This is a genomic window from Kribbella sp. NPDC043289 (assembly GCF_056436705.1).
Window position 1 is genome coordinate 37,191 of record NZ_JBWKCB010000007.1, and the last position, 22,123, is coordinate 59,313.

The following is a 22,123-nucleotide window of genomic DNA, read 5'->3' on the forward strand; positions in this document are numbered from 1 at the left end:
TAAGGAGATGCCCTCATGGATGTGGTGATCGCCGGCGCCGGGCCGACCGGACTGATGCTGGCCGCCGAGCTGCGCCTGGCCGGGATCGACGTCCTCGTGCTGGACGCGCTGCCGGCGCGGACGGGTGAGTCGCGGGCGGGCGGCATTCACGCCCGCACGATGGAGATCTTCGACCAGCGCGGCCTGATGGAGCGCCTCTTGCCGCACGGCCGGGTGATCCAGGCGGGCCACTTCGGCGGCGTACCGATGGACTTCAGCGACTTCCCGACCCGCTACCCGTACACGCTCGGCATCGTGCAGGCCGTGATCGAACGCGAGCTCGAGACCTATGCGACCGACCTCGGCGCCGTCGTGCGGTGGTCCGCGCCGGTCCGCGGGTTCCGTCAGGACGACGCCGGTGTCGAGGTCGAGGTCGGCGGCCCGGACGGCGGCGTGATCCGGTGCTCGTACCTGGTCGGGTGCGACGGCGGACGCAGTACCGTCCGCAAAATGGCCGGCATCGGGTTCGGCGGCACCGACGCGACGATGACCGGAATGCTGCTCGACGCAGAGCTCGCCGAGCCGCCCGCCGGCACGGTCTTCGGGCGGCGGAGCGGTCCCGGTGACTACTCGGTGATCCAGTTCCAGCCGGGTTGGTACCGGATGATGGTGCAGCGGTACGACCGCGTGGTCGATCGTGCGCACGAGCCGACGTTCGAGGAGTTCCGCGACTCGTTCCGCGAGGTCGCGGGGACCGACTACGGGATGCACAGTCCGCGGTGGGTCTCGCAGTACGGCGACGCGGCACGACAGGCCGACCGGTACCGCGAGGGCCGGGTGTTCCTCGCCGGGGACGCCGCCCACATCCACTTCCCCGCGGGCGGTCAGGGACTGAACCTCGGCGTACAGGACGCGGTCAATCTCGGGTGGAAACTCGCGTCCGTCGTGCGGGGTCACGCGTCGAGCGAACTGCTGGACAGCTACCAGGCCGAGCGGTACCCGGTCGCTGCCAACGTATTGCACAACACCCGCGCGCAGACCGCCCTCTCACGGCCCGGCCAGCACGTGGACGCGCTGCGCGACACGTTCAGCGGGCTGCTCGAGATCGACGACGTACGCCGGCGGCTCGGCCTGATGATCACCGCCCTCGACCTCCGGTACGACGTCAAGGGCGATCACGTCCTGACCGGACGCCGCGTTCCGGACGCGGACCTCACCGTCGCCGGTGAGGCCACCCGCGTCCATCAACTGCTCCGCGGCGGCCGACCCGTTCTGCTGTCGCTCCACGGCAGTGCCGTGCCGTCGAGCGACCGCATCGACCAGATCCAGGCGCAGTGCGCCAGTGACAGCTGGACCGTGCCGGGCGTCGGCGACGTCGCCGTACCGAGCGCAGTACTGATCCGACCGGACGGCTACGTCGCCTGGGCCACGGACGAGCTCTCCACCGAAGGACTGGACGAGGCGATGGCCACCTGGTTCAGCGCAGGGTGTTGAAGGAGTCGCGGATGATCTCCAGAGCCTCGCCGGCTTCTTCCTCGGTCAGCGTCATCGGCGGGGCCATCCGGAGGACGTTGCCGTAGAGGCCGCCCTTGCCGACCAGCAGGCCGCGGTTCTTCGTCTCCTGTTGGAGCTTGGCGGTCGCGGCGGGGTCGGGGCTGTTGTCGTCGGGTTTGACGATCTCGGCCGCCAGCATCAGGCCCTTGCCGCGGACGTCGCCCAGCTCGGGGTACTCGTCGGAGATACCGCGCAGACCGTCGGCGAGCTGGGCGCCGCGCTTGGCCGCGTTCGCCTGCAGGTCCTTGTCGAGCAGGTAGTCGATCGTCGCCTTCGCCGCGCTGGTGGAGATCGGGTTGCCGCCGAACGTCGACAGCGAGTTCGCCTTGATGCTGTCCATCAGGTCGCCGCGCGCAACGACGCCGCCGATCGCGAACCCGTTGCCGAGCCCCTTCGCGAACGTCATCGCGTCCGGCACGACGCCATGCGCCTGGATCCCCCAGAAGTGGTCACCGGTCCGGCCCCACCCGGTCTGCACCTCGTCGGAGATGAAGAGGATCCCGTACTCGTCCAGGACCTCCTTGAACGCGGCGTACAGACCGTCGGGCGGCGAGGAGAACCCGCCGACACCCTGGATCGGTTCGGCGATCAGACAGGCCACGTCGCCGGCCGTCGTGGTCTCGATGACGTTGCGCAGGTCGTCGACGCAGACCTTGATGTACTCCGCGTCGGGCAGGTCCTTGAACGGGCTGCGGTACCGGTACGCGCCCTGCAGGTACTGCACGTTCACCGGGGACAGGCTGCTCGCGGACCAGCCGCGGTTGCCGGTGATCGCCACGGTGCCGAACGCGCGGCCGTGGTACGAGTTGCGCATCGCCAGCACCTGGTTGGAGCGGCGGTTCTGGGTGGCGAGCAGCAGCGCTGTCTCGTTCGCCTCGGTGCCGGAGTTCGCGAAGAACACCTTCGCTTCCGGGATCCCGGACAGCTCGGCGATCTGCTCGGCCAGCTCGATCTGCTTGCGGATCAGGTACACCGTCGAGGTGTGCGCGATCCCGGACCCGAGCTGCTCGCGGACCGCGTCGGAGATCTCCGCGATGTCGTACCCGATCGCATTGGTCAGGATGCCGGCGAAGAAGTCGAGGTAGGTGTTCCCCTCACCGTCGGTGACCCGGCGTCCGGATCCCTCCACGATCTCGATCGGCTCCTCGTAGTACAACGCGAGCCAAGCCGGCATGACGGCCTTGTGACGCTCCCAGAGCTCCGCATGTGTCATGTCCAACCATTACCTCAACTGATAGTGCACGTCTATCCAGCTAGGGTGCTCTCCGTGACGATGCCGAGCATTCCGCATGTGGACATCGAGTCCCTGGAGCAGTTCGACCGGGTGCTGGCCGCGGGCGCCACCACGATGGCCGGCTGGCGGATCCAGTCGGTCGACCTGACCGGGCGGACGGCGGAACTGGTCGGGCTGAACCCGATGGGCTCGGTGTTCCTCGGCTGCGCGCTGGAGGAGAAGGCCGACGGATGGGTCCGCGACGGCGGCGGGCTGGTGTTCCCGGCGATCCCGGCGCTGCCGTTCGACGCGTACCGCGGGCGGCTGTACGACGCCGACGAGCTGTTCGCCGGCCTCGAGCACGGGTACGACGCCACGCCGGACGCCCGGATCTACGCCTGGTCCCGGCAGCACGACGAGAAGGGCGACACCAGCCGGACCCTCGCAGCGGCGCTCCACGACCACGCGATCGCCGACGCGCTCACCGAACTCCCCGACGACAAGCCATGGGTCGGGGTGATGGGCGGTCACGGCGTACTGCGGGGTGACGCGAACTACCGCTCCGCGGTCCTGCTCGGCCGGACGCTGGCTCGCCGCGGCCGCCTGGTCGTCACCGGCGGCGGTCCGGGCGCGATGGAAGCCGCCAACCTCGGCGCGTCGCTGGCGTCGTACGACGATGCCGCTGTCGACTCCGCGCTGGCGGCGCTGAGCGCAGTACCGTCGTTCCGCCCGTCGATCGCCGCGTGGGCCGAGGCGGGTCTCGACGTACGGCGGGCGTTCCCCGGCGACGGTGGCGTGTCGATCCCGACATGGTTCTACGGCCACGAGCCGCCGAACGTGTTCGCGTCCGCGATCGCGAAGTACTTCTCGAACGCGCAGCGCGAGGACGTCCTGCTCAGCCGGGCCCGCGGCGGCATCATCTACCTCCCGGGCGCGGCCGGCACCGTCCAGGAGGTCTTCCAGGCCGTCACGCCGAACTACTACGGCGACGCGGCCACCCAGATCCCGCTCATCCTCGTCGACGTGGCGCACTGGACCGAGAAGCTGCCCGTCTGGCCCCTCCTCCAGTCCCTCGCCGCAGACCGCCCGATGGGTACGTCGATCCGCCTCGTCGACACCGTCGACGAGGCCGCCGAACTCGTGAGCTGATCAGGCGACGCGCTGCGGCGTGAACTGCATCTTCGGGTTGGCGTACGCGTCCTGCGACTCGACGAGCTGCAGCTCACGCTGCCCCGACTCGTGGGTGCGCGTGAGCAGATCGAACACGCTCGACGTCGTCCGCGCCAGCGCATCCGAGAGATCGCCCGTACGGCGGTAGTGCGCCGTGAACAGCGCCGCGGTCACGTCACCCGACCCGTTCGCCTTCATCGGGATGTACGGCGTCTGCACGAGCCACGCACCGCTGTCGTCGACCGCCAGCATCTCGATCGTGCCGTCCTCGCGGTCCGGGCGCTCCACGCTGGTGACGAGCACCGTGCGCGGCCCGGTCTCACGGACCAGCTTCACCGACTCCAGCGTGGACTCGAGCGTGTCCGGCTCGGTGTTGGTCAGGAAGCCCAGCTCGAACTGGTTGGGCGTGATGATGTCGGCCGCCGGAACCACCCGGTCGCGCAGCAGCACCGGGATGGCCGGAGCGACGAAGCACCCGGACTTCGCGTTGCCCATCACCGGGTCGCAGGAGTACACCGCCGTGGGGTTGGCCGCCTTCACGCGCTGCACGGTCTCCAGGATCACGTCAGCGATCCCCTCGCCGCCCTGATACCCGGACAGCACCACGTCGATCTGCGGAAGGACGCCGCGCTCCTCGATGCCCAGGAGAACCTCGCGCACGTCGTCCGGACTGATCATCGGCCCACGCCACGCCCCGTAGCCGGTGTGGTTCGAGAAGTTCACCGTGTAGACCGGCAGCACCTCCACGCCAATCCGCTGCAGCGGAAACACGGCCGCCGAGTTCCCCACATGCCCGAACGCAACCGCCGACTGAATAGACAGGATCTTCACCAATCGATCATCCCACCCACCCCTCAGCAGCCTTCTCCTGGTAGGGGAAGGCAGTTTGTCGGTGGGGTGGTTTAGCGTGCTCGGGGTGACGGATTTTGTGGTGGTGCCGGGGGCTTGGTTGGGGGCTTGGGCCTGGGACGGGGTGGCGGAAGTGCTGCGCGACCAGGGGCACGGGGTGTGGGCGGTGACGTTGAGTGGGCTGGCTGAGCGGAGCGGTGTGGACGCGGGTCAGCAGCAGCACGTCGAGGACATCGTCGCGGTGATCGAGTCGGAGGATCTGCGAGACGTCGTGCTCGTGGGCCACAGCTACTCGGGGATCCCGGTCGGGCAGGCGGCGGCGCGGATCGGCGACCGGCTGCGGCGGGTGGTGTACGTCGACTCGAACATCCCGACCGACGGGCAGTCGTTCGTGGACGGCTGGTCCGCGGAAGGGCAGGCCTGGGTGCGCGGCCAGATGGAACAGTCCGGCGGCTATTGGCCACCACTCACGACCGAGGACTACGTCGACCAGGACCTCACGGACGAGGCGATCGCGCTGATCCTGGAGCGCGGTACGCCGCATCCCGGCCGGGCGATCACCGAGCCGGCGTACCTCGTGCGACCGATCGGCGATCTCCCCAGCACCTACATCAAGTGCCTGATGGACGGCGCGACGCCGTCATCCGTCGTGCTCGAGCAACTCCGGTCCCCGTCCTGGGAGCTCGTCGAGCTGAACACCGGTCACTGGCCGATGTTCTCGCAGCCCGAAGCGCTGGCGAAGATCCTCACCGAGGTCCGCTGAGCCATCCCTCGGCGGTGTCGAGGAACGCGTCCACCTGCTCCACGTCGTACCCCTCGGTCAGCCGCACCGGGGTGAACTGGACCCGCCGGATCTCCCGGACCGTCACCGGACGCTCCACCGGCAGCCCGTTCACGGTCGCCAGCAACCGGTCGATGAACTCGTCGACCTCGTACGGCGCGTATCCCTCGCGCAACCGCACCGGCGTGAACAGCGGCGCCGTCCGCTCCCCCACGGCCGGCGCGGGCGCGGCGACCGGACGATCCGGCAGCCACCGCTCCGCGTCCATCAGGAAGTCGTCGACCTCGTCGACCGGGTAGCCCACGCCGAACAACGGCGTACGGAATGCTGCGTTGCGCAGCTCGTCGGCAGTCAGGGCCGGTCCCGTCGACCGGCGCTCGACCGTGGCGAGGAGGCGTTCGACGAGCGCATCGACCTGCCCGCGGTCGTACCGCTGGCCGATCCGGCGCACGGAGAACGCGGGCTTCAGCATCAGGACTCGGACGCGGCGAGCTGCCCGCAGGCGCCGTCGATCTCCTGACCGCGGGTGTCACGGACGGTCGTCGGTACGCCGCCTGCTTCGAGCCGCCGGACGAACTCGCGCTCGTCGGCCGGGTCGGAGGCGGTCCACTTCGAGCCGGGCGTCGGGTTCAGCGGGATCAGGTTGACGTGCACCCAGCCCCAGTCGCCCCGCGCGGTCAGCTTCTCCGCCAGCAGGTCGGCCCGCCAGGCGTGGTCGTTGATGTCCCGGATCATCGCGTACTCGATCGACACCCGGCGCTTGGTCTGCTGCGCGTACCCCCACGCCGCATCCAGCACCTCGTCGACCTTCCAGCGGTTGTTGATCGGCACCAGCTCGTCGCGCAGCTCGTCGTCCGGCGCGTGCAGCGACAGCGCGAGCGTGACCGGGATGCCCTCGGTCGCGAGCTGGTTGATCCGCGGCACCAGCCCGACCGTCGACACGGTCACGCCGCGGGCCGAGATCCCCAGGCCCTCCGGCGACGGGTCCGTGAACCGGCGTACGGCGCCCATGACGGCCTTGTAGTTCGCCATCGGCTCGCCCATGCCCATGAACACGATGTTCGAGACTCGGCCGGGGCCGCCGGCGATCTCACCGCGCGCCAGCGCCCGCGCACCGTCGACGACCTGCTCGACAATCTCCGCGGTCGACATGTTCCGCGTCAGGCCGCCCTGACCGGTCGCGCAGAACGGGCACGCCATCCCGCAGCCGGCCTGCGACGATACGCACATCGTGGCGCGGCCCGGGTAGCGCATCAGGACCGACTCGACGAGCGAGCCGTCGAGAAGCTTCCAGAGCGTCTTGCGGGTCTGCCCGTTGTCGCACTCCATGTCCCGCACCCGGTGCAGCAGCGGCGGCATCAGCTCGCCGACCAGCTTGTCGCGGGTCGCGGCCGGCAGATCGGTCATCTCGGCCGGGTCGGACGTCAGCCGGGAGAAGTAGTGATTGGACAGCTGCTTCGCCCGGAACGCGGGCTCGCCCAGCGCCGTGACCGCCGTCCGCCGCTCCTCCCCGGTGAGATCGGCGAGGTGCCGCGGGGGCTTCTTGGCGCGGCGCGGCTCATCGAACACGAGGGGAAGCGAAGTAGTCATAACCGCCCTATTGTCGCAAGCCGGTCCGGCGGTTCACAAATTCACATCCGCAGCGTGCTGCGGATCACTCTCCCGGCGGTCCGAGTGCCCGAGCTTGCGGTCCGGCGCGATCCGGTCCCGGACCATCTGCTTGAGCAGCGGGATTTCGGCGAACCCGCCCTCCGCCTTGCGCGACCAGAGCAGCTCGCCGTCCAGGTGGATGTCGAACACTCCCCCGGTCCCCGGTACGAGCGCGACCTCGCCGAGCTCCTTCGGGAACGTCGTCAGCAGCTCCTGCGCGGTCCAGGCGGCGCGCATCAACCACCGGCACTGCGTGCAGTACTCGATCTCCAACCGCGGTTCCCTCGTCACGGCGACCAAGGTATCTCGCCGCCGTGACGAGGGCGTTTCCTCAGGCCGAATAGCCCTTCGGCGGAATCAGCGTGGCGAGCTGGTTGAAGGTCAGCCAGTACGTCGCGGTCGGGGCGAACCCGGCCGGGTCGGCGATCAGGACAGTCTGGTCGCCGGAGTCGTACCCGATCACGGTGAAGTAGTGGTAGATCGTGTAGTTCGGGTAGCCCGGCGGGTGGTTGTTGGCCGGGGCAACGATATTGGCGACGATCGGGTAGTTGTTGTCGATGTCGAGGACGATGTCCCGCCAGAGCAGGTCACGCTGCGCCTGGGTGGGCGGGTCGTTGGGCATCTCCTTGGTCTCGTACCAGCCGGTGCCGAGGTGGTTGTTGAGCACCCGGGTGACCTGGCCGATCCAGTCGGTGCCGTTGGTGGTGGTCGGCAACTCGTTGGCCAACTGCTGCTGGCTCGGCGGCGAGATCCGGGCCGACAGCGCGATCCGGGTCGCCGCCGGGCCGCACCAGTAACCGGTCTGCTGGTACTGGAAGTCGATGTTCAGCGTCTTGACAGTCTGCGTCGAGAAGCCGAGCCTCGGCACGGGTTTGGCGGCGGCCGCAGGTGCGGCATCGACTGTCCGGGCGGGCTGGGCGGTTGCCGTGGACATCGGAAGGGCGGCGGCTGCAATGAGCGCGAGACCGCAGAGCGCGGCCTTGAACTTCGTCGTGGGGGTCATGTCAGCTCCTCACTGGGACGACCGGGGCGGGTCGTCCTGTGTTTGATACTGACACAGCAACTATCGGTTCGGGTGAAAAAATCACCGAGCCTTTCGAGCTCAGTGGAAAGGGTCGATGATTTCCCGGACCAGCCACCGCACGGCGTACTCCGGGTACGGCCGCGGGAGCGACAACACGATGTGATCGAAGCCGAGTCTGACGGCCTTCTCCACGATCGCGCGGGTCGACGCCGGATCGTCGTACGAGACGATCTGCTGCAGTGATCGGCTGATCGTCGACGGATCGCGACCGATCCGCGCACACTCCTCGTCGAGCCGGCGCATCCGATCGGCGAGTGTGTCGAAGTCGGTGTGCGGCGGCCCGCTGATGTTCCACACGTCGGCGTACTCCGCGACGAGGCGCAGCATGCGATTGCCCCAGCCACCGATCAGCAGCGGCGGACCGGCCGGCTGGATCGGCTTCGGCGCGTTGCGGTTGCGTTCGAGTGAGTAATAGCGGCCATGGAAGTCGAACTCGTCCTCGGTCCACATCCGCCGCAGGATCTCGACAGTTTCGCGGAGCCGGTCGACCCCCTCGCCCGGCGGAACGAGCGTCAGCCCGTAGGCGGCGTACTCCTCGATGGCCGGGTTCGGTCCCGCGATGCCGCTCTGGCCGGCGGGTTGATGGGTGCCGCCGGCGCCGAGGCCCATGATCAGGCGGCCGCCCGAGATGACGTCCAGCGTGCTCGCGACCTTGCCGAGCACGGCAGGCGGGCGGATCCGGTTGCTGGTGACGAGCAGCCCCAGGCGCAGCCGGGTGGTTTGCGCGGCGAGCGCGCTCAGCAGCGTCCAGCCCTCGAGTACGTCGCCGTTCTTCGGGCCGGCGAGCGGGAGGAAGTGATCCCAGAGCCAGGCGTCGCGAATCTGCGGGACCTCGTCGGCTTCGAGCCAGACGCGGCGGATGTCGGCGTACGGGACGTGCATCGGAGTGGTCTTCAGACCGAAAGTCGGTGACATAATCGTCAGGGTAACTGATGATCAGTATTCCTGACGATCAGTTCCCCGGTAGATTCGACGGTATGGCGTCCGACCGGCTGGGATATCTGCTCAAACACGTCCTGGCGCAGCTCACCGAGGCACAGACCAAGGCGCTGGCGCCGCACGGACTGAACGGCCGCGACCTGGCTGTCCTGTCGGCTGTCGCGTCGGGTGAACCGCTGTCCCAGCTCGAGGTCGCCGCGCGGTTGCGGGTGGACCGTACGTCGATCGGCGACCTGCTCGACGGGCTCGAGGAACGCGGCTTCGTCGAGCGCCGGCGCAGTCCGGAGGATCGGCGGCGGAACGTCGTCGTACTGACTTCACTCGGTGAGTCCACGTTCGAGACGGCGGAGCGGATCCGGCGGGAGGTGGAGCAGCAGTTCCTCGCTCCCCTGACGGCTCCGGATCGCTTCCGCGACGATCTGCGGCTCCTGCTGGGGGAATGAGGCCTCCGGCCTGCCCGTTGAACTGAACATGCTCTCCGTCCCTTTGTCAGTGCTCGATCGGTCCAGGACGCGTGTCGGCGAGTCGGAGGCGGAGACGCTGCGAGCCACCGTCGAACTCGCGCAGCAGGTCGAAGAGCTTGGCTACAAGCGGTTCTGGGTGTCGGAGCACCACAGCGTTCCGGGCGTCGTCGGCTCGGCGCCGACTCTGCTGGCCGCAGCCGTTGCCGCCCGCACCGAACGGATCCGCGTCGGCACCGGCGGCGTGATGCTGCCGAACCACAGGCCGCTGGTCGTGGCAGAACAGTTCGGCGTCCTGGAATCGCTGTATCCGGGCCGGATCGACATGGGCCTCGGCCGCTCGGTCGGCTTCACCAACGGGGTACGGCGTGCGCTCGGGGTCGACAAGGATGCGGCCGACGACTTCAGCACCCAGGTCGAGGAGCTCCTCAGCTACCTCGCCGGTACGTCGGGCGACCAGGTCCACGCCCGCCCCGGCGAAGGGCTCGATCTCCCGCCGTTCATCCTGGCCGTCGGTGAAGGCGCGACGATCGCCGCGTCGTTGGGACTGCCCGTGGTCCTCGCTGCCCGCTCCGATTCCACGTCAGTCCTCGAGGACTACCGGAGTACCTTCCGGCCGTCGGCCTGGGCCACTGAGCCGTACGTGATCCTCGCCGTCACCGCCGCGATCGCGGACTCCACCGAGGCCGCCCGCGAGCTCCTGCTGCCCGAGGCCTGGGCGAGCGCGTACTCACGCACCCGCGGAGTCTTCCCACCGCTCCAGGCCGAGGTACCCGACGAGATGACCGCCCGCGAGCAGGAGTTCTTCGAGAACGCACTCCGCGGCCAGATCTACGGCACAGCAGACAAAGTCGATCAAGCCCTTGGCGATCTGGTACGTCGTACCGCGGCCGACGAGCTCCTGATCACCACGAACACGTTCGACCGGTCCGCGCTGCTCGCCTCCTACGCGGCGCTGGCGAAGCTCAGCGGCTGATCCGGGCCTCCAGGCGCTTCCGCACCTCGGGCCACTCGTCGGCCAGGATCGAGAACACCACGGTGTCCCGGAACGAGCCGTCGGCCTGCCGCATGTGCCGCCGCAGCACGCCCTCGCGAGTCGCGCCGAGCTTTGCGATCGCCGCCTGCGAGCGGGTGTTCTTCGTGCCGGTCTGGATCTTCACGCGGCCGAATCCGCACACCTCGAAGGCGTGCTCGAGCAGCAGCAGCTTGGCGGCCGGGTTCACCGCGGTCCCCCAGACCGCCGGCGCGTAGCCGGTGAAGCCCAGGTGGGCCCGCTCGTTGACCAGGTCGACGTCCGCGAGGCTCGACGTACCGACGACTGTTCCGGCGGCGCCGAGCGGGCTGTCGGCAACCAGCCGGACCACGTACGCGAACCGTTTGGCCGCGGCCGGGATCCATTTCGCCCGCATGTCCTCGGCGCTGCCCGGCATCGCAGCGGGGCCGCCGCCGAACCCACCGGCGTACACCTGCTCGTTGGCGATCGCGGCGTACAGCTCGTCGATGTCCTCGGACCGCATCCGATCCAGCCGTACGACATCACCAATCAGCGACCGGCCATCCGGTGCAACGGTCATCACTTCACCAGCAAGTGGAGAACGAGCCACACCGCGGGGGCGGTTGCGAGCAGTGAGTCGAGACGGTCCATCACGCCGCCGTGACCGGGCAGCAGGTTCGACATGTCCTTGATGCCGAGGTCGCGCTTGATCATCGACTCAGCGAGATCGCCGACCGTCGCGGTCACCACGGCGACCGCGCCGACGATCGCGCCGACCCACCAGTTGCCGTCGAGCAGCAGCACGACCGACCCGATACCGGCGCCGATACACGCCAGCGTCGACCCGGCGAAGCCCTCCCACGACTTCTTCGGACTGATCGTCGGCGCCATCGGGTGCTTGCCGAACAGCACGCCCGCGGCGTACCCACCGACATCACTCGCGACCGTGACCAGGAAGAACGTCGTCACCCGCTGCGGCCCGTCGGCCTCCGGTTGCACGAGCAGCACGGCGAAACCGGCCAGCAACGGGACGTAGCCGATCAGGAACACGCCGGCGGACGTGTCCCGGACGAACCCGACCGAACCGCCCGGCATTCGCCAGAACAGCGTCCCCAGAACGGTGCCCGCGAGCGCCACGAGCAGCGCCATCGGTCCCCCGAAGTACGCCGCGACGAGCATCGCCGCCGTACCGACGAACAGCGGGATCCGCGGGATCACCGCGCCGCCGGTACGCAGTGCCTTCATCATCTCGTCGACCGCGACCAGCACGGTGGCCAGCACTACGACGACGAACAGCACCTTCTGCCAGTACAGCGAGCCGATGATCAGCGCGCCCAGTCCCACTCCGACCGCGATCGCCGCGGGCAGGTTCCGCCCGGCGCGGCTCGGGCTGGGACTCGGCGCGGGCGTGCTCTCGACGCCCATCACACCTCGAGCAGTTCGGCTTCCTTGTGCTTGAGCAGGTCGTCGATGGAGTCGACATACTTCTTCGTCAACCCGTCGAGCCGCTTCTCAGCACTCTTGCCCTCGTCCTCGCCGGCGTCGCCGTCCTTGACGGTCTTGTGCACCTGGTCCATCGCGTGCCGGCGGATGTTGCGCATCGAGACCTTGGCGTCCTCGGCCTTGGTCTTCGCGAGCTTGATGTACTCCTTGCGGCGCTCCTCGGTGAGCTGCGGCATCACCACGCGGATCACGGCACCGTCGTTCCCCGGGTTCACCCCGAGGTCGGAGTCGCGGATCGCCTTCTCGATCGCCGCCATCGCACCCTTGTCGTACGGCGAGATCAGCACCGTGCGGGGCTCCGGGACCTGGAAACCGGCCAGCTGCTGCAGCGGCGTCGGGCTCCCGTAGTAGTCGGCCAGGATGCCCGCGAACATCTGCGGGTGCGCACGGCCGGTGCGGATCGCGGCGAAGTCGTCCTTCGCAACCTCCACGGCCTTGGACATCTTCTGCTCGGCATCGCGGAGAGCTTCGTCGATCACGACATTCCTCGCTTCCTCTGGGCCACCTCGGCGCGGCCACACTCCTACCCTACGAACGCGGGTCCACCAGATAACGGACATCGACCCGTGTTCGACGATCCTAGTCGTACGGGTTGGCCTGGCCTACGCCGGGTTACTGGCCGCGGGAGACGACCGTTCCGATCTTCTCGCCGTGCACGACGCGGGCGATATTGCCCTCCTCGAGACCGAAGATCACGATCGGCAGCGCGTTGTCGCGGGCCAGGCTGATCGCGGTGGCGTCGGCGACCCGCAGGCCGCGGGACAGGAAGTCGTCGTACGACAGCTGGTCGAACTTCACCGCGTCCGGGTTCTTCTTCGGGTCGGAGTCGTAGACACCGTCCACGCCCTGCTTGCCCATCAGCAGCGCCTCCGCACCGATCTCCAGCGCGCGCTGCGCGGCGACGGTGTCGGTGGAGAAGTACGGCATACCCGAACCGGCACCGAAGATGACCACGCGGCCCTTCTCCAGGTGCCGCTCGGCCTTGCGCGGGATGTAGGGCTCGGCGACCTGGCCCATGGTGATGGCGGTCTGCACGCGGGTCTCGATGCCGAGCTTCTCCAGGAAGTCCTGGAGGGCCAGGCAGTTCATCACCGTGCCGAGCATGCCCATGTAGTCGGCGCGGTTCCGCTCCATGCCGCGCTGCTGCAGCTCGGCACCGCGGAAGAAGTTGCCGCCGCCGACCACCACGGCGACCTGCACGCCTGCCCGGGCCACCTCGGCGACCTGCTTGGCGATCGAGTTCACGACGTCGGGGTCGACGCCGAGCTTGCCGCCGCCGAACACCTCACCCGACAGCTTCAGCAGCACCCGGTGGTAGGCCGGCGAGAACGGCGAAGAGGCCGGACTCGTCTCGGTACCCAGGGTTTCCGTCACGATTCCGGCCTCCTCGTTCGTTATGTCCGCTCAGATCCTTCGCGGGATCAGGCGCCGACCTCGAAGCGGGCGAACCGCTTCACGGTCACACCGGCGCTGTCGAGCACGGCCTTCACGGTCTTCTTGTTCTCGGTCACCGACGGCTGCTCGAGCAGGACGACGTCCTTGAAGAAGCCGTTCACCCGGCCCTCGACGATCTTCGGCAGGGCGCCTTCCGGCTTGCCCTCCTCGCGCGCGGTCGCCTCGGCGATCCGCTTCTCGTTCTCGACCGTCTCGGCCGGGACCTCGTCGCGGGTGGTGTACAGCGGGCGCATCGCGGCGGCCTGCATGGCGGCGCCGCGGGCGGCCTCGACGTCGTCACCCTCGAACTCGACCAGCACGCCGACCTGGGCCGGCAGGTCCGCGGCGCGCTTGTGCATGTACGCCGTGACCTTGCCGTCGAAGACGGCGACCTTGCCGAGCTCCAGCTTCTCGCCGATGACGGCGGCCAGGGCCTCGATGTTCTCGGCGACCGACTTGCCGTCGGTCAGCTTCTCGTTCAGCAGGCCCTCGATGTCGCCGACCTTGCTCGCCGAAGCGTGCGCGACGATGTCCGCGGCCAGCTGCTGGAACTGCTCGTTCTTGGCGACGAAGTCGGTCTCGCAGTTCAGCTGGACCAGCGCGTTCTCCGCCGCGGCCACCAGGCCGTTGGTGGCGGACCGCTCGGCGCCACGCTTCTGAGCCTTGGCCGCGCCCTTGATGCGCAGCTCCTCGATGGCCTTCTCGAAGTCGCCGTCGGTGGCCTCGAGCGCCTTCTTCGCGTCCATCATGCCCGCGCCCGTGGCGTCGCGGAGCTTCTTCACGTCAGCGGCGGTGTAGTTCGCCATTCCTCGTTCTCTCGTCTTCTCGATGCGGCTGGGGTGGGCGGGCAGCGCCGGCGGCCGGGCCGCGGCAGCTGGGAGACGCCGCCCGGGCGGACCCGGGCGGCGTCAGCGGGCTGTCAGGCCTCGTCGGCCTTCGGCGCGTCCGTGGCCTCGGCGGCCGGGGCAGCCTCAGCAGCCGGAGTGGCCTCAGCAGCCTCAGCGGCCTCAGCGGCCTCCGGAGCCTTCGCCTCGGTGACCTCGGCGGCGGTCGCGATCGGCTCGGTGAGCACGTCCGCGGCCGGAGCGGCCTCAGCAGCCGGGGCAGCCTCAGCGGCCGGGGCAGCCTCGGCGGCCTTCTCCTCGGTCTTGGCCTCGCCGGTCTTGGCGGTGCCGTTCTGGCTCTCCAGCAGCTCGCGCTCCCAGGCAGCCAGCGGCTCTTCCTGGCCCAGCTCCTCGCCGGCAGCGGCGGAGCCCTGACCCGAGCGGCCCATCAGGCCGTCGGCGACGGCGTCGGCGACGACCCGCGTGAGCAGGCCGACCGAGCGGATCGCGTCGTCGTTCCCCGGGATCGGGTAGTCGACCTCGTCCGGGTCGCAGTTGGTGTCCAGGATGCCGATGATCGGCAGCTTCAGCTTGCGCGCCTCGTCGACCGCGAGGTGCTCCTTCTTGGTGTCCACGATCCACACGGCGGCCGGAACCCGGGCCATGTCGCGGATACCGCCGAGGGTCTTGAGCAGCTTGTCGTGCTCGCGACGCTTCTGCAGCAGCTCCTTCTTGGTGACACCGGAAGCGGCCACGTCGTCGAAGTCGATCAGCTCGAGCTCCTTGAGGCGCTGGAGCCGCTTGTTGACGGTCTGGAAGTTGGTCAGCATGCCGCCCAGCCAGCGCTGGTTCACGTACGGCATCCCGACGCGGGTCGCCTGCTCGGCGATCGCTTCCTGGGCCTGCTTCTTGGTACCGACGAACAGGATCGCTCCACCGGACGCCACGGTGCTACGCACGAACTCGTAGGCGCGGTCGATGTACGACAGCGACTGCTGGAGGTCGATGATGTAGATGCCGTTGCGCTCAGTGAGGATGTAGCGCTTCATCTTCGGGTTCCAGCGCCGGGTCTGGTGTCCGAAGTGCACGCCGCTCTCGAGCAGCTGCTTCATGGTCACGACGGCCATGAGTGGTTCTCCTTTTGCAGCCCGGCTTGTGCTTCCGGGCCCTGGTTTGGTTGTACCGCCGCGGATCGGGTGATCCGTGGCTCCTGATGCCCGTCGCGCCGGTCCACCCGGAGTAGCCTCCGGGACCGAGGAACGTCACAGTTTGTGCGGGCATGCGTAGTCGCCCCATCGAGACGGGGCGCCACCGGAAGTGTACGTGACCGCCTGCGCGGAATGCGAACCGGGCACCGTTGTCCACAGGCGCGACATCAGCCGTCCGCGAAGCCCCCGATCACGGCATCTTCCCTGGCATGAACCTCGCCCTGCTGACCCTCGCCACCCTCCCCCTCGCCCCGACCCCGACCGACTGGCCGCTGGAGCCCAGACCCCAGGTGGTCCGCGGCTTCGAGCTACCCGCCAAACCCTGGCTCCCGGGCCATCGCGGCGTCGATCTCGCCGGCCGCCCCGGCCAACCGGTCCTCGCCGCCACCCCCGGCACGATCACGTACGCCGGACCGCTCGCCGGCCGAGGTGTCGTCACGATCACCACCGGAGCCCGGCGTACGACGTACGAACCGGTGATCGCCGCCGTGTCTGTCGGAGCGACAGTGACGACCGGAACGGTCATCGGGCGGCTGTCGGCGGCGGGATCGCATTGCCTGCCGCGAGCCTGCCTGCATTGGGGGCTGCTGCAGGGGAAGGCGTACCTCAACCCGCTGACGCTGGTGCCTAATCGGCCGATTCGTCTACTCCCGCTCGCCGGACAGGAGGCGCATCCGGCGACCGCGCCACCGCCTGCCGCGGCGGCATCGGCGCGTTCACCAGATGGCTCATCAAGGGGAGATCAGCGAACAGCCAAGATCCTGATCGCCGCAACCGCAGCCCTGACGCTGACCGCAGGACTACTCATCAGACGCGAGTAACCGCCACCCACGTACGCCGGTCACTGGTGCGGCACGTCGCGCGCGCCGGTTACGCGTGCGGGAGGTTGAGCTGCCAGGAGACGCCGAAACGGTCGTTGACCCAGCCGAACTTCTTGCTGAACCCGTAGTCCCCCAGCGGCATCAAGGCCCCGCCACCCTCGACCAGCGCGCCGTACAGCCGCTCGAGCTCGGCCTCGTCCGCACAGTCCACGAACAACGACGTCGAAGGCGTGAAGGTGAATCCATGGTGCTGAAAACTGTCGCTGCACATGAACTGCTGCCCGGCCAACGTGAACGTCGCGACCATCACCGAACCCTCCGGCCCGGGACCCTCAGGGCCGTACTTCGCGATCGACACGACCTCGGCGTCGTCGAACAGCGAGAGATAGAACGTCATCGCCGCTTCCGCGCCACCCTCGAACATCAGGAACGTCTTGATCTGCTGCTCGCCCATATCCACTCCCCTGTAGCCACGGCTTATATAAGCCGTGACTGTAGCACGGGTTCAGCTGCCCGGGACGCGCGCCTGCCAGGCGTCCTCGTCCTTCGAACGGCGCTCGACACCGGCCGGAAGCTTGTTCTTGGCGAGATCGACAAGCGTGGTGTTCTCGAGGACGTCGCGCAGGCTCGCGCGGGCCGCGATCCAGACCCGCTGCAGGACGACCGCGTGCTCGTTGTAGGTGACGCTCTCCGGCCGGACCCCCGAGATACTCACGATCGGGCCGTCGACCGCGCGCATCACATCGGCGACCGAGATCTCGTTCGGATCGACCGCCAAGCGCCACCCGCCCGACTGGCCGCGCTGGCTCGCCAGCACGCCGGCCCGGCGCAGGTCGGCGAGGATTCCCTGCAGGAAGCCGTGCGGAATGCCCTGCGCCCGGCTGAGCTCCTCGGCCGATACCACCGACGGATCGCTCGCCGCCCATCGCTGGGTGATCTCGATCAGCGCTCGCAACGCATAGTCAGACTTCGCCGAAACCCGCATGCTCCGAAGTCTGCCGCATCCAGCCGCTCACGCGCCGCATGCCCCGCAGGCAGACCCACTCGCAAGCCGCTCCACAGGCCGACGGGGTCAGGCTCGGGGGTGCGCCTGCTGGAACGCTTGCCGGAGACGTTCGCTGGAGACGTGGGTGTAGATCTGTGTGGTCGCCAACGACGCGTGACCCAGCAGCTCCTGAACACTGCGGAGGTCGGCGCCACCTTCGAGCAAATGGGTCGCCGCAGTGTGGCGCAGGCCGTGCGGTGCGAGATCCGGTGCGTCGACGACGGCCATCCGTTGGTGCACCATCCGCCGTACCGCTCGCTGGTCTATCCGACCACCTCGTGCACCCAGGAACGCCGCCGGACCGCTTCCTTCGCGAACCAACCGCGGGCGCGCCTCAGCAATCCAGCGCTCCAACGCTCGGCCGGCAGGCACGCCGTACGGGACCGACCGCTCCTTTCGGCCCTTGCCGAAGACTCGGACGACGCGGCGTTCACGGTCGATGTCGTCGACGTCGAGAGCGCACAGCTCGCCGACCCGGATTCCGGTCGCGTACAGCAGTTCCATGATTGCGAGATCCCGCAGTCCGACGGGACTACCGTCATCCGCCGCGACAGCGGCCGCGTCGAGGACAGACCGGGTGTCGGCCTGCCCGAGCACGCCCGGAAGGCTCTTGTGCGGTCGCGGGCTCGCGAGCAACGCTCCGGGATCCGTACTGATCCGGCCGGTCCGGTGCGCCCACGCGGTGAAGACCCTTGCGGCGGTGGCCCGGCGAGCCATCGTGCTGCGGGATTTCCCGAGACTTTGCTGTTTGGCCAGCCAGGACCGCAGACCGCGGATGTCCAGACCCTCGAGATCATCGTGACCAAGCCGAATCAAATGATCGAGTAAATCCGCGACGTCTCCGATGTAGGCTCTCACGGAGTGAGTGCTGAGGTCTCTTTCCGCCGTCAGATGCCGTTCGTAGTCAGCCAGTAACACAGTGAAACCTTCCGGCCTGGAAGGGTTTCCGCTGACATCGTCCGGTGTCATGTCTCGACGATGCGTGAGGCGACCTGGCATCGCAAGCCACCGCGCGGGAACCGGGAAAAGGAGGTCTGGTCGATAGCCCAACGGTCGACTACTGTTCGGCCCGATTGCCCTAGTAGCAACGGAGGCACCCCTGACCATGGCCCCCTCAGCGAACGGACAGACCGTAGGCCGGCGCCTGCCGGTCGAGTCGGCGTTCACTCGAGTCGAGGACGCGCGGCACCGTCTGCCGCGTTTGTTCGGTCGTCGCGACCTGGTCGTTCTCGGCCTGGGCGTGATGATCGGCTCCGGCATCTTCAGCATCAGCGGCGTCCAGGCGGCCAATGTCGCCGGACCGGCAGTGATCCTGTCGTTCGTGATCGCCGCGATCGTCTGTCTGCTGGCCGCGGCCTGCTACGCGGAACTGTCCTCCACGATCCCGGTCTCCGGTAGCGCGTACACCTTCAGCTACGTGACGTTCGGCGAGGCGTGGGCGTGGCTGGTCGGCTGGGCACTCGTCCTCGAACTCGTCACCGCGGCCGCCATCGTCGCGCGGGTCTGGTCGGCGTACTTCGTCGCCACGCTGGACGGATTCGGGGTCACGCTGCCCAGCGGGGTGGCGCAGTTCTTCGGGCCGGAGGCGAAGGTCAATCTCGTGGCCCCGTTGTTGCTGGTGGTCCTGACCGTGCTGATCGTCACCGGCACCAAGCTGTCGGCGCGCGTGCTGACGATCGTGGTGATCGCCAAGGTCGCGGTCATCCTGCTCGTCGTGATCGTCGGTGCGACACACATCAACATGGCGAACTACCACCCGTTCGTGCCGCCGTCCCGGGCCGCACCCGCGACGGCGAGTCCGACCTTGCTGGGCTGGATTCTCGACTCGTCGTTCGGCTCGTTCGGGACGATGGGCATCTTCACCGCGGCGAGCACGATCGTGTTCGCCTACATCGGCTTCGACCTGATCGCGACCGCGTCGGAAGACGCGCGCAGCCCGCGCAAGACCGTCCCGCAAGGCATGTTGCTCGGCGTCGGCGCGGTGACGATCCTCTACATCGCGATGGCGGTCGTGCTGGTCGGCATGCGCCCGTACGGCAAGCTCGGTGGGGCTGCCCCGGTTTCGGAAGCGATGGCGGCTGTCGGCGTCGGATGGGCCGCGAAGGTGGTCAATCTCGGGGCATTGCTCGCGTTGATGACCGTGATCATGGTGGTCCTCATCGCGCAGAGCCGAGTGCTGTTCAACATGGGCCGCGACGGTCTGCTGCCGAAGAGCCTCGGCCGGGTCAGCCGGGTGTACTCCTCCCCCGCTCGCGCGGCCACCGCGGCCGGCATCGCCGCACTGGGGCTCACGCTGTACCCGAAGGTGCTGGAACTCGAGGAACTGTTGGTCATCGGTGCGCTGTTCTGCTTCGCGTTCTGCGCGATCGGCGTACTGACGTTGCGACGCTCCGAGCCCAACCTGGAGCGTGGCTTCCGAGTACCGATGGTGCCGCTGATCCCGTTGCTGTCGCTGGCCGCCACCGTGTGGCTGATGCTGAACATGAAGACGAGCACCTGGACCAAGTTCGGCGTGTGGATGCTTATCGGTGTCGCGATCTACGCCCTGTACGGCCGCTGGCACAGCCGGCTCGCCAACGAGGACAGCTGGGACTTCGACCTGGGCGACACCGACCCCGGCACCGGCGGCTTCCAAGCCATCCGCCCCGAACCCGACCGCCACACCCCCGAACTCCGCGCCATCCGCACCCCACCCGACGAACAACCCGCCAAAACCCCCCGCGGCAAACACATGCGCAACTAACCGCCCCCATTCCTGTCCCCCTCCCGCCACGAACCGGGGGACTGAACAGGATCTGGGGACCATGAACAAGCAATAACCTGTCCAAACCCACCGCAAAGCGCGCAAGCACCCCACGCCCGCCCCGACCGTCGGCCCTCAAGCTCCACAGCCCGCCGGATCGGTCGAGAGCGCCGTCCGCTGAGGACCTGACCGTCGGCGGACATCCAGCGACCGCTGCGGGTGAAGGCGAGGTTGGGTTTGTCAGGCGCCGGCCGCTCAGGGCTCTGGGCCGTTGGCGGAGGGCCAGCCACCCGCGGCGGGTCAAGACGAGGGTTGGGGGCCTGAGGCATCCACCGACATCCAGCTGCCGCCGGCGAAGGCCAGGGTGGGCTTGTTATGTGCCGCCCGCTGAGGGCCCTAGACCGCTGGCGGATGCTAGCCACGGCTGCGGCTAAGGCGAGAGTCGGGTCGTGAGGTGCCAGCCGCTGAGCGCGCTGGGCCGTTGGCGGATGCCAGCCACCGCTGCGGTCAAGGCGTGGGTGGGGTCGTTAGGTCCCAGCCGGTGGGGGTTTGAGGCATTCGCGGACGTCCAGCCGCCGCGGGGCGAAGGCGAGGGGTTGTTGGGTGCAGCCGCTGAGCGCACTGGGCCGTTGGCGGATGCCAGCCACCGCTGCGGTCAAGGCGTGGGTGGGGGTGTTAGGTGCCAGCCGGTGGGGGTTTGGGTGGTTAGGGCGAGGGCTGTTAGGGACTCCAGGGCTTGTTGGGTTGTGGGGAGGTCTAGGCCGGCGGTGATGGCTATGCGGGTTGCGGGGGCTGGGGTGTGGACGGGGACGGCGTCCAAGGTGCGTTGGAGGTCTGTGGGGAGGGTGTCGGTGAGGGTTTCTGGGGCGCGGGGGTGTGGGGTGAGGCTGGTGCCGAACGGGGCGGTTGCTTCGATGATGTCGGCGACGTTGGTGGCTAGTACCGCGTTGCGTTCGCGGACCAGTAGGTGACTGCCTGCGGACATGCGGGATGTGATGGGGCCGGGGACGGCGAGGACTGCGCGGCCGCATTGTTCGGCCCAGCCGGCGGTGTTGAGGGCGCCGCTGCGTATGGCGGCCTCGATGACGACCGTGCCTTGGGTGGCTGCGGCGATGAGTCGGTTGCGGGTGAGGAAACGTAGCTTCGTGGGTGAGCAGCCGGGTGGGAGTTCGCTGACGACGAGACCGTCTTCGGCGATCCGGCTGAGGAGGGCCGAGTTGCGTTTCGGGTAGCTGACGTCGACACCGCAGGCGAGGACCGCGATCGTCAGGCCGGCGGCGGCGAGGGTGCCGCGGTGGGCGGCTGCATCGATGCCGAAGGCACCTCCCGAGACGACTGTTACTCCGTTGTCGGCGAGGCCGGAGGCGAGCTCGGCGGCTACGTGTTCGCCGTACGACGAGCAGGCGCGGGCGCCAACCATGGCGATGGCTCGGGTGAGGACGGCTCGGAGATTGGGTTTGCCGCGGACCCACAGGCCGAACGGGACGCCGGCGCGGCGCGAGAGCTGGCCTGCGTCTTCGAGGATCTCCACCTGGTCGGGCCATTCGTCGTCGCCGGGGATGACGAAGCGGGCGCCGACCGCGGCGGCGCGTTCGAGGTCTCGGTGTGGGTCGGCGCCGGCAAGTCGCGTGGACCAGCGGTCGAGGTCGGGATCGTTCTGCTGCAGGCGGTCCCAGATCTCCAGCGGTGCCATCCCGTCGAAGGCTTTTAGCGCGGCGAGATCACCGGGCTCGACAACCCGCGACAGCCCCACCCGAGCCAACCGCTCCGCATCGCCATTGCCATCAGCAACCACTAATGTCCCAACATCCCCTCCCCCTGAACCAACCCCCGAAGCACGCAATGCGCCCGCCCGCACCGCCCCCACACGC

24 protein-coding genes are annotated in these 22,123 nt (G+C 68.6%); 7 read left to right on the forward strand and 17 right to left on the reverse strand.

Going from position 1 to position 22,123, the window contains the following annotated elements:
• Positions 1 to 15: 15 nt before the first annotated feature.
• The gene (locus AC0662_RS33245; protein WP_478305638.1) at positions 16 to 1,473 is read left to right on the forward strand and encodes an FAD-dependent monooxygenase; all 1,458 of its coding nucleotides are present in this window, start codon (positions 16 to 18) and stop codon (positions 1,471 to 1,473) included.
• Here AC0662_RS33245 and AC0662_RS33250 read toward each other — a convergent pair.
• Positions 1,457 to 2,746 carry an aspartate aminotransferase family protein gene (locus AC0662_RS33250; RefSeq protein ID WP_452204531.1) on the reverse strand — a complete coding sequence of 430 codons (1,290 nt, stop codon included), beginning with the start codon at positions 2,744 to 2,746 and terminating at the stop codon, positions 1,457 to 1,459. The genes AC0662_RS33245 and AC0662_RS33250 overlap by 17 nt on opposite strands.
• 60 nt (positions 2,747 to 2,806) lie before the next feature.
• Between AC0662_RS33250 and AC0662_RS33255 the strand changes: the two genes are divergently transcribed.
• A complete protein-coding gene (locus AC0662_RS33255; RefSeq protein WP_478306073.1) occupies positions 2,807 to 3,895 on the forward strand; it encodes an LOG family protein in 1,089 nt (362 codons plus the stop codon).
• Here AC0662_RS33255 and pdxY read toward each other — a convergent pair whose 3' ends face one another.
• Positions 3,896 to 4,747, reverse strand: coding sequence for a pyridoxal kinase PdxY (gene pdxY, locus AC0662_RS33260; protein ID WP_478305640.1), 852 nt, complete (start codon positions 4,745 to 4,747; stop codon positions 3,896 to 3,898). It abuts the gene before it with no gap.
• Between the two features lie 85 nt (positions 4,748 to 4,832).
• Between pdxY and AC0662_RS33265 the strand changes: the two genes are divergently transcribed.
• Positions 4,833 to 5,528, forward strand: coding sequence for an alpha/beta fold hydrolase (locus AC0662_RS33265; protein WP_478305642.1), 696 nt, complete (start codon positions 4,833 to 4,835; stop codon positions 5,526 to 5,528).
• On the opposite strand, the gene AC0662_RS33270 is transcribed toward AC0662_RS33265, so the two are convergent.
• The 5 genes from AC0662_RS33270 to AC0662_RS33290 form a co-directional block, all read right to left on the reverse strand.
• The gene (locus AC0662_RS33270) at positions 5,512 to 6,018 is read right to left on the reverse strand and encodes a DivIVA domain-containing protein (protein WP_478305644.1); all 507 of its coding nucleotides are present in this window, start codon (positions 6,016 to 6,018) and stop codon (positions 5,512 to 5,514) included. The genes AC0662_RS33265 and AC0662_RS33270 overlap by 17 nt on opposite strands.
• Positions 6,018 to 7,136, reverse strand: a complete 1,119-nt coding sequence (gene rlmN / locus AC0662_RS33275) for a dual-specificity RNA methyltransferase RlmN (RefSeq protein ID WP_452204527.1) — start codon at positions 7,134 to 7,136, stop codon at positions 6,018 to 6,020. Before rlmN ends, AC0662_RS33270 begins: the two co-directional genes overlap by 1 nt.
• A 33-nt stretch (positions 7,137 to 7,169) precedes the next feature.
• Positions 7,170 to 7,487 carry an Rdx family protein gene (locus AC0662_RS33280; protein ID WP_452204526.1) on the reverse strand — a complete coding sequence of 106 codons (318 nt, stop codon included), beginning with the start codon at positions 7,485 to 7,487 and terminating at the stop codon, positions 7,170 to 7,172.
• Positions 7,488 to 7,527: 40 nt separating this feature from the next.
• Complete coding sequence (locus AC0662_RS33285; RefSeq protein WP_452204525.1) at positions 7,528 to 8,199, reverse strand: C39 family peptidase; 672 nt, start codon at positions 8,197 to 8,199, stop codon at positions 7,528 to 7,530.
• A 99-nt stretch (positions 8,200 to 8,298) separates the two neighbouring features.
• Entirely contained in the window at positions 8,299 to 9,195 is an 897-nt protein-coding gene (locus tag AC0662_RS33290; protein ID WP_452204524.1) for an LLM class flavin-dependent oxidoreductase, read from the reverse strand.
• A 62-nt stretch (positions 9,196 to 9,257) separates the two neighbouring features.
• Here AC0662_RS33290 and AC0662_RS33295 point away from each other — a divergent pair, with 62 nt between their 5' ends.
• The gene (locus AC0662_RS33295) at positions 9,258 to 9,662 is read left to right on the forward strand and encodes a MarR family winged helix-turn-helix transcriptional regulator (protein WP_452204523.1); all 405 of its coding nucleotides are present in this window, start codon (positions 9,258 to 9,260) and stop codon (positions 9,660 to 9,662) included.
• Positions 9,663 to 9,711: 49 nt separating this feature from the next.
• A complete protein-coding gene (locus AC0662_RS33300; RefSeq protein ID WP_452204522.1) occupies positions 9,712 to 10,656 on the forward strand; it encodes an LLM class flavin-dependent oxidoreductase in 945 nt (314 codons plus the stop codon).
• Here AC0662_RS33300 and AC0662_RS33305 read toward each other — a convergent pair.
• From AC0662_RS33305 to rpsB, 6 genes are all read right to left on the reverse strand, one after another.
• Positions 10,646 to 11,254, reverse strand: a complete 609-nt coding sequence (locus AC0662_RS33305; protein ID WP_452204521.1) for a GNAT family N-acetyltransferase — start codon at positions 11,252 to 11,254, stop codon at positions 10,646 to 10,648. The genes AC0662_RS33300 and AC0662_RS33305 overlap by 11 nt on opposite strands.
• Positions 11,254 to 12,099, reverse strand: a complete 846-nt coding sequence (locus tag AC0662_RS33310; protein ID WP_452204520.1) for a phosphatidate cytidylyltransferase — start codon at positions 12,097 to 12,099, stop codon at positions 11,254 to 11,256. Before AC0662_RS33310 ends, AC0662_RS33305 begins: the two co-directional genes overlap by 1 nt.
• Entirely contained in the window at positions 12,099 to 12,653 is a 555-nt protein-coding gene (gene frr, locus AC0662_RS33315) for a ribosome recycling factor (RefSeq protein ID WP_452204555.1), read from the reverse strand. The genes AC0662_RS33310 and frr overlap by 1 nt, the downstream gene beginning before the upstream one ends.
• A 136-nt stretch (positions 12,654 to 12,789) precedes the next feature.
• Positions 12,790 to 13,551 (reverse strand): UMP kinase, encoded by a 762-nt coding sequence (pyrH, locus tag AC0662_RS33320; RefSeq protein ID WP_387776798.1) that lies wholly within the window; start codon positions 13,549 to 13,551, stop codon positions 12,790 to 12,792.
• 47 nt (positions 13,552 to 13,598) lie between these two features.
• Positions 13,599 to 14,417, reverse strand: coding sequence for a translation elongation factor Ts (tsf, locus tag AC0662_RS33325; RefSeq protein ID WP_452204519.1), 819 nt, complete (start codon positions 14,415 to 14,417; stop codon positions 13,599 to 13,601).
• Between the two features lie 113 nt (positions 14,418 to 14,530).
• Positions 14,531 to 15,562, reverse strand: coding sequence for a 30S ribosomal protein S2 (gene rpsB / locus AC0662_RS33330; RefSeq protein ID WP_478305648.1), 1,032 nt, complete (start codon positions 15,560 to 15,562; stop codon positions 14,531 to 14,533).
• A 290-nt stretch (positions 15,563 to 15,852) separates the two neighbouring features.
• Here rpsB and AC0662_RS33335 point away from each other — a divergent pair, with 290 nt between their 5' ends.
• Positions 15,853 to 16,464 (forward strand): M23 family metallopeptidase, encoded by a 612-nt coding sequence (locus AC0662_RS33335; protein ID WP_478305650.1) that lies wholly within the window; start codon positions 15,853 to 15,855, stop codon positions 16,462 to 16,464.
• 49 nt (positions 16,465 to 16,513) lie between these two features.
• On the opposite strand, the gene AC0662_RS33340 is transcribed toward AC0662_RS33335, so the two are convergent.
• The 3 genes from AC0662_RS33340 to AC0662_RS33350 form a co-directional block, all read right to left on the reverse strand.
• Positions 16,514 to 16,918 (reverse strand): VOC family protein, encoded by a 405-nt coding sequence (locus AC0662_RS33340; protein WP_478305652.1) that lies wholly within the window; start codon positions 16,916 to 16,918, stop codon positions 16,514 to 16,516.
• Between the two features lie 51 nt (positions 16,919 to 16,969).
• A complete protein-coding gene (locus AC0662_RS33345) occupies positions 16,970 to 17,449 on the reverse strand; it encodes an RrF2 family transcriptional regulator (protein ID WP_452204591.1) in 480 nt (159 codons plus the stop codon).
• 87 nt (positions 17,450 to 17,536) lie between these two features.
• On the reverse strand, positions 17,537 to 18,478 hold the full coding sequence (locus AC0662_RS33350; RefSeq protein WP_478305654.1) for a tyrosine recombinase XerC: 942 nt from the start codon (positions 18,476 to 18,478) through the stop codon (positions 17,537 to 17,539).
• 136 nt (positions 18,479 to 18,614) lie between these two features.
• Here AC0662_RS33350 and AC0662_RS33355 point away from each other — a divergent pair, with 136 nt between their 5' ends.
• Entirely contained in the window at positions 18,615 to 20,252 is a 1,638-nt protein-coding gene (locus AC0662_RS33355; RefSeq protein WP_478305656.1) for an APC family permease, read from the forward strand.
• A gap of 655 nt (positions 20,253 to 20,907) precedes the next feature.
• On the opposite strand, the gene dprA is transcribed toward AC0662_RS33355, so the two are convergent.
• The gene (dprA, locus tag AC0662_RS33360; protein WP_452204594.1) at positions 20,908 to 22,005 is read right to left on the reverse strand and encodes a DNA-processing protein DprA; all 1,098 of its coding nucleotides are present in this window, start codon (positions 22,003 to 22,005) and stop codon (positions 20,908 to 20,910) included.
• Between the last annotated feature and the right edge of the window lie 118 nt (positions 22,006 to 22,123).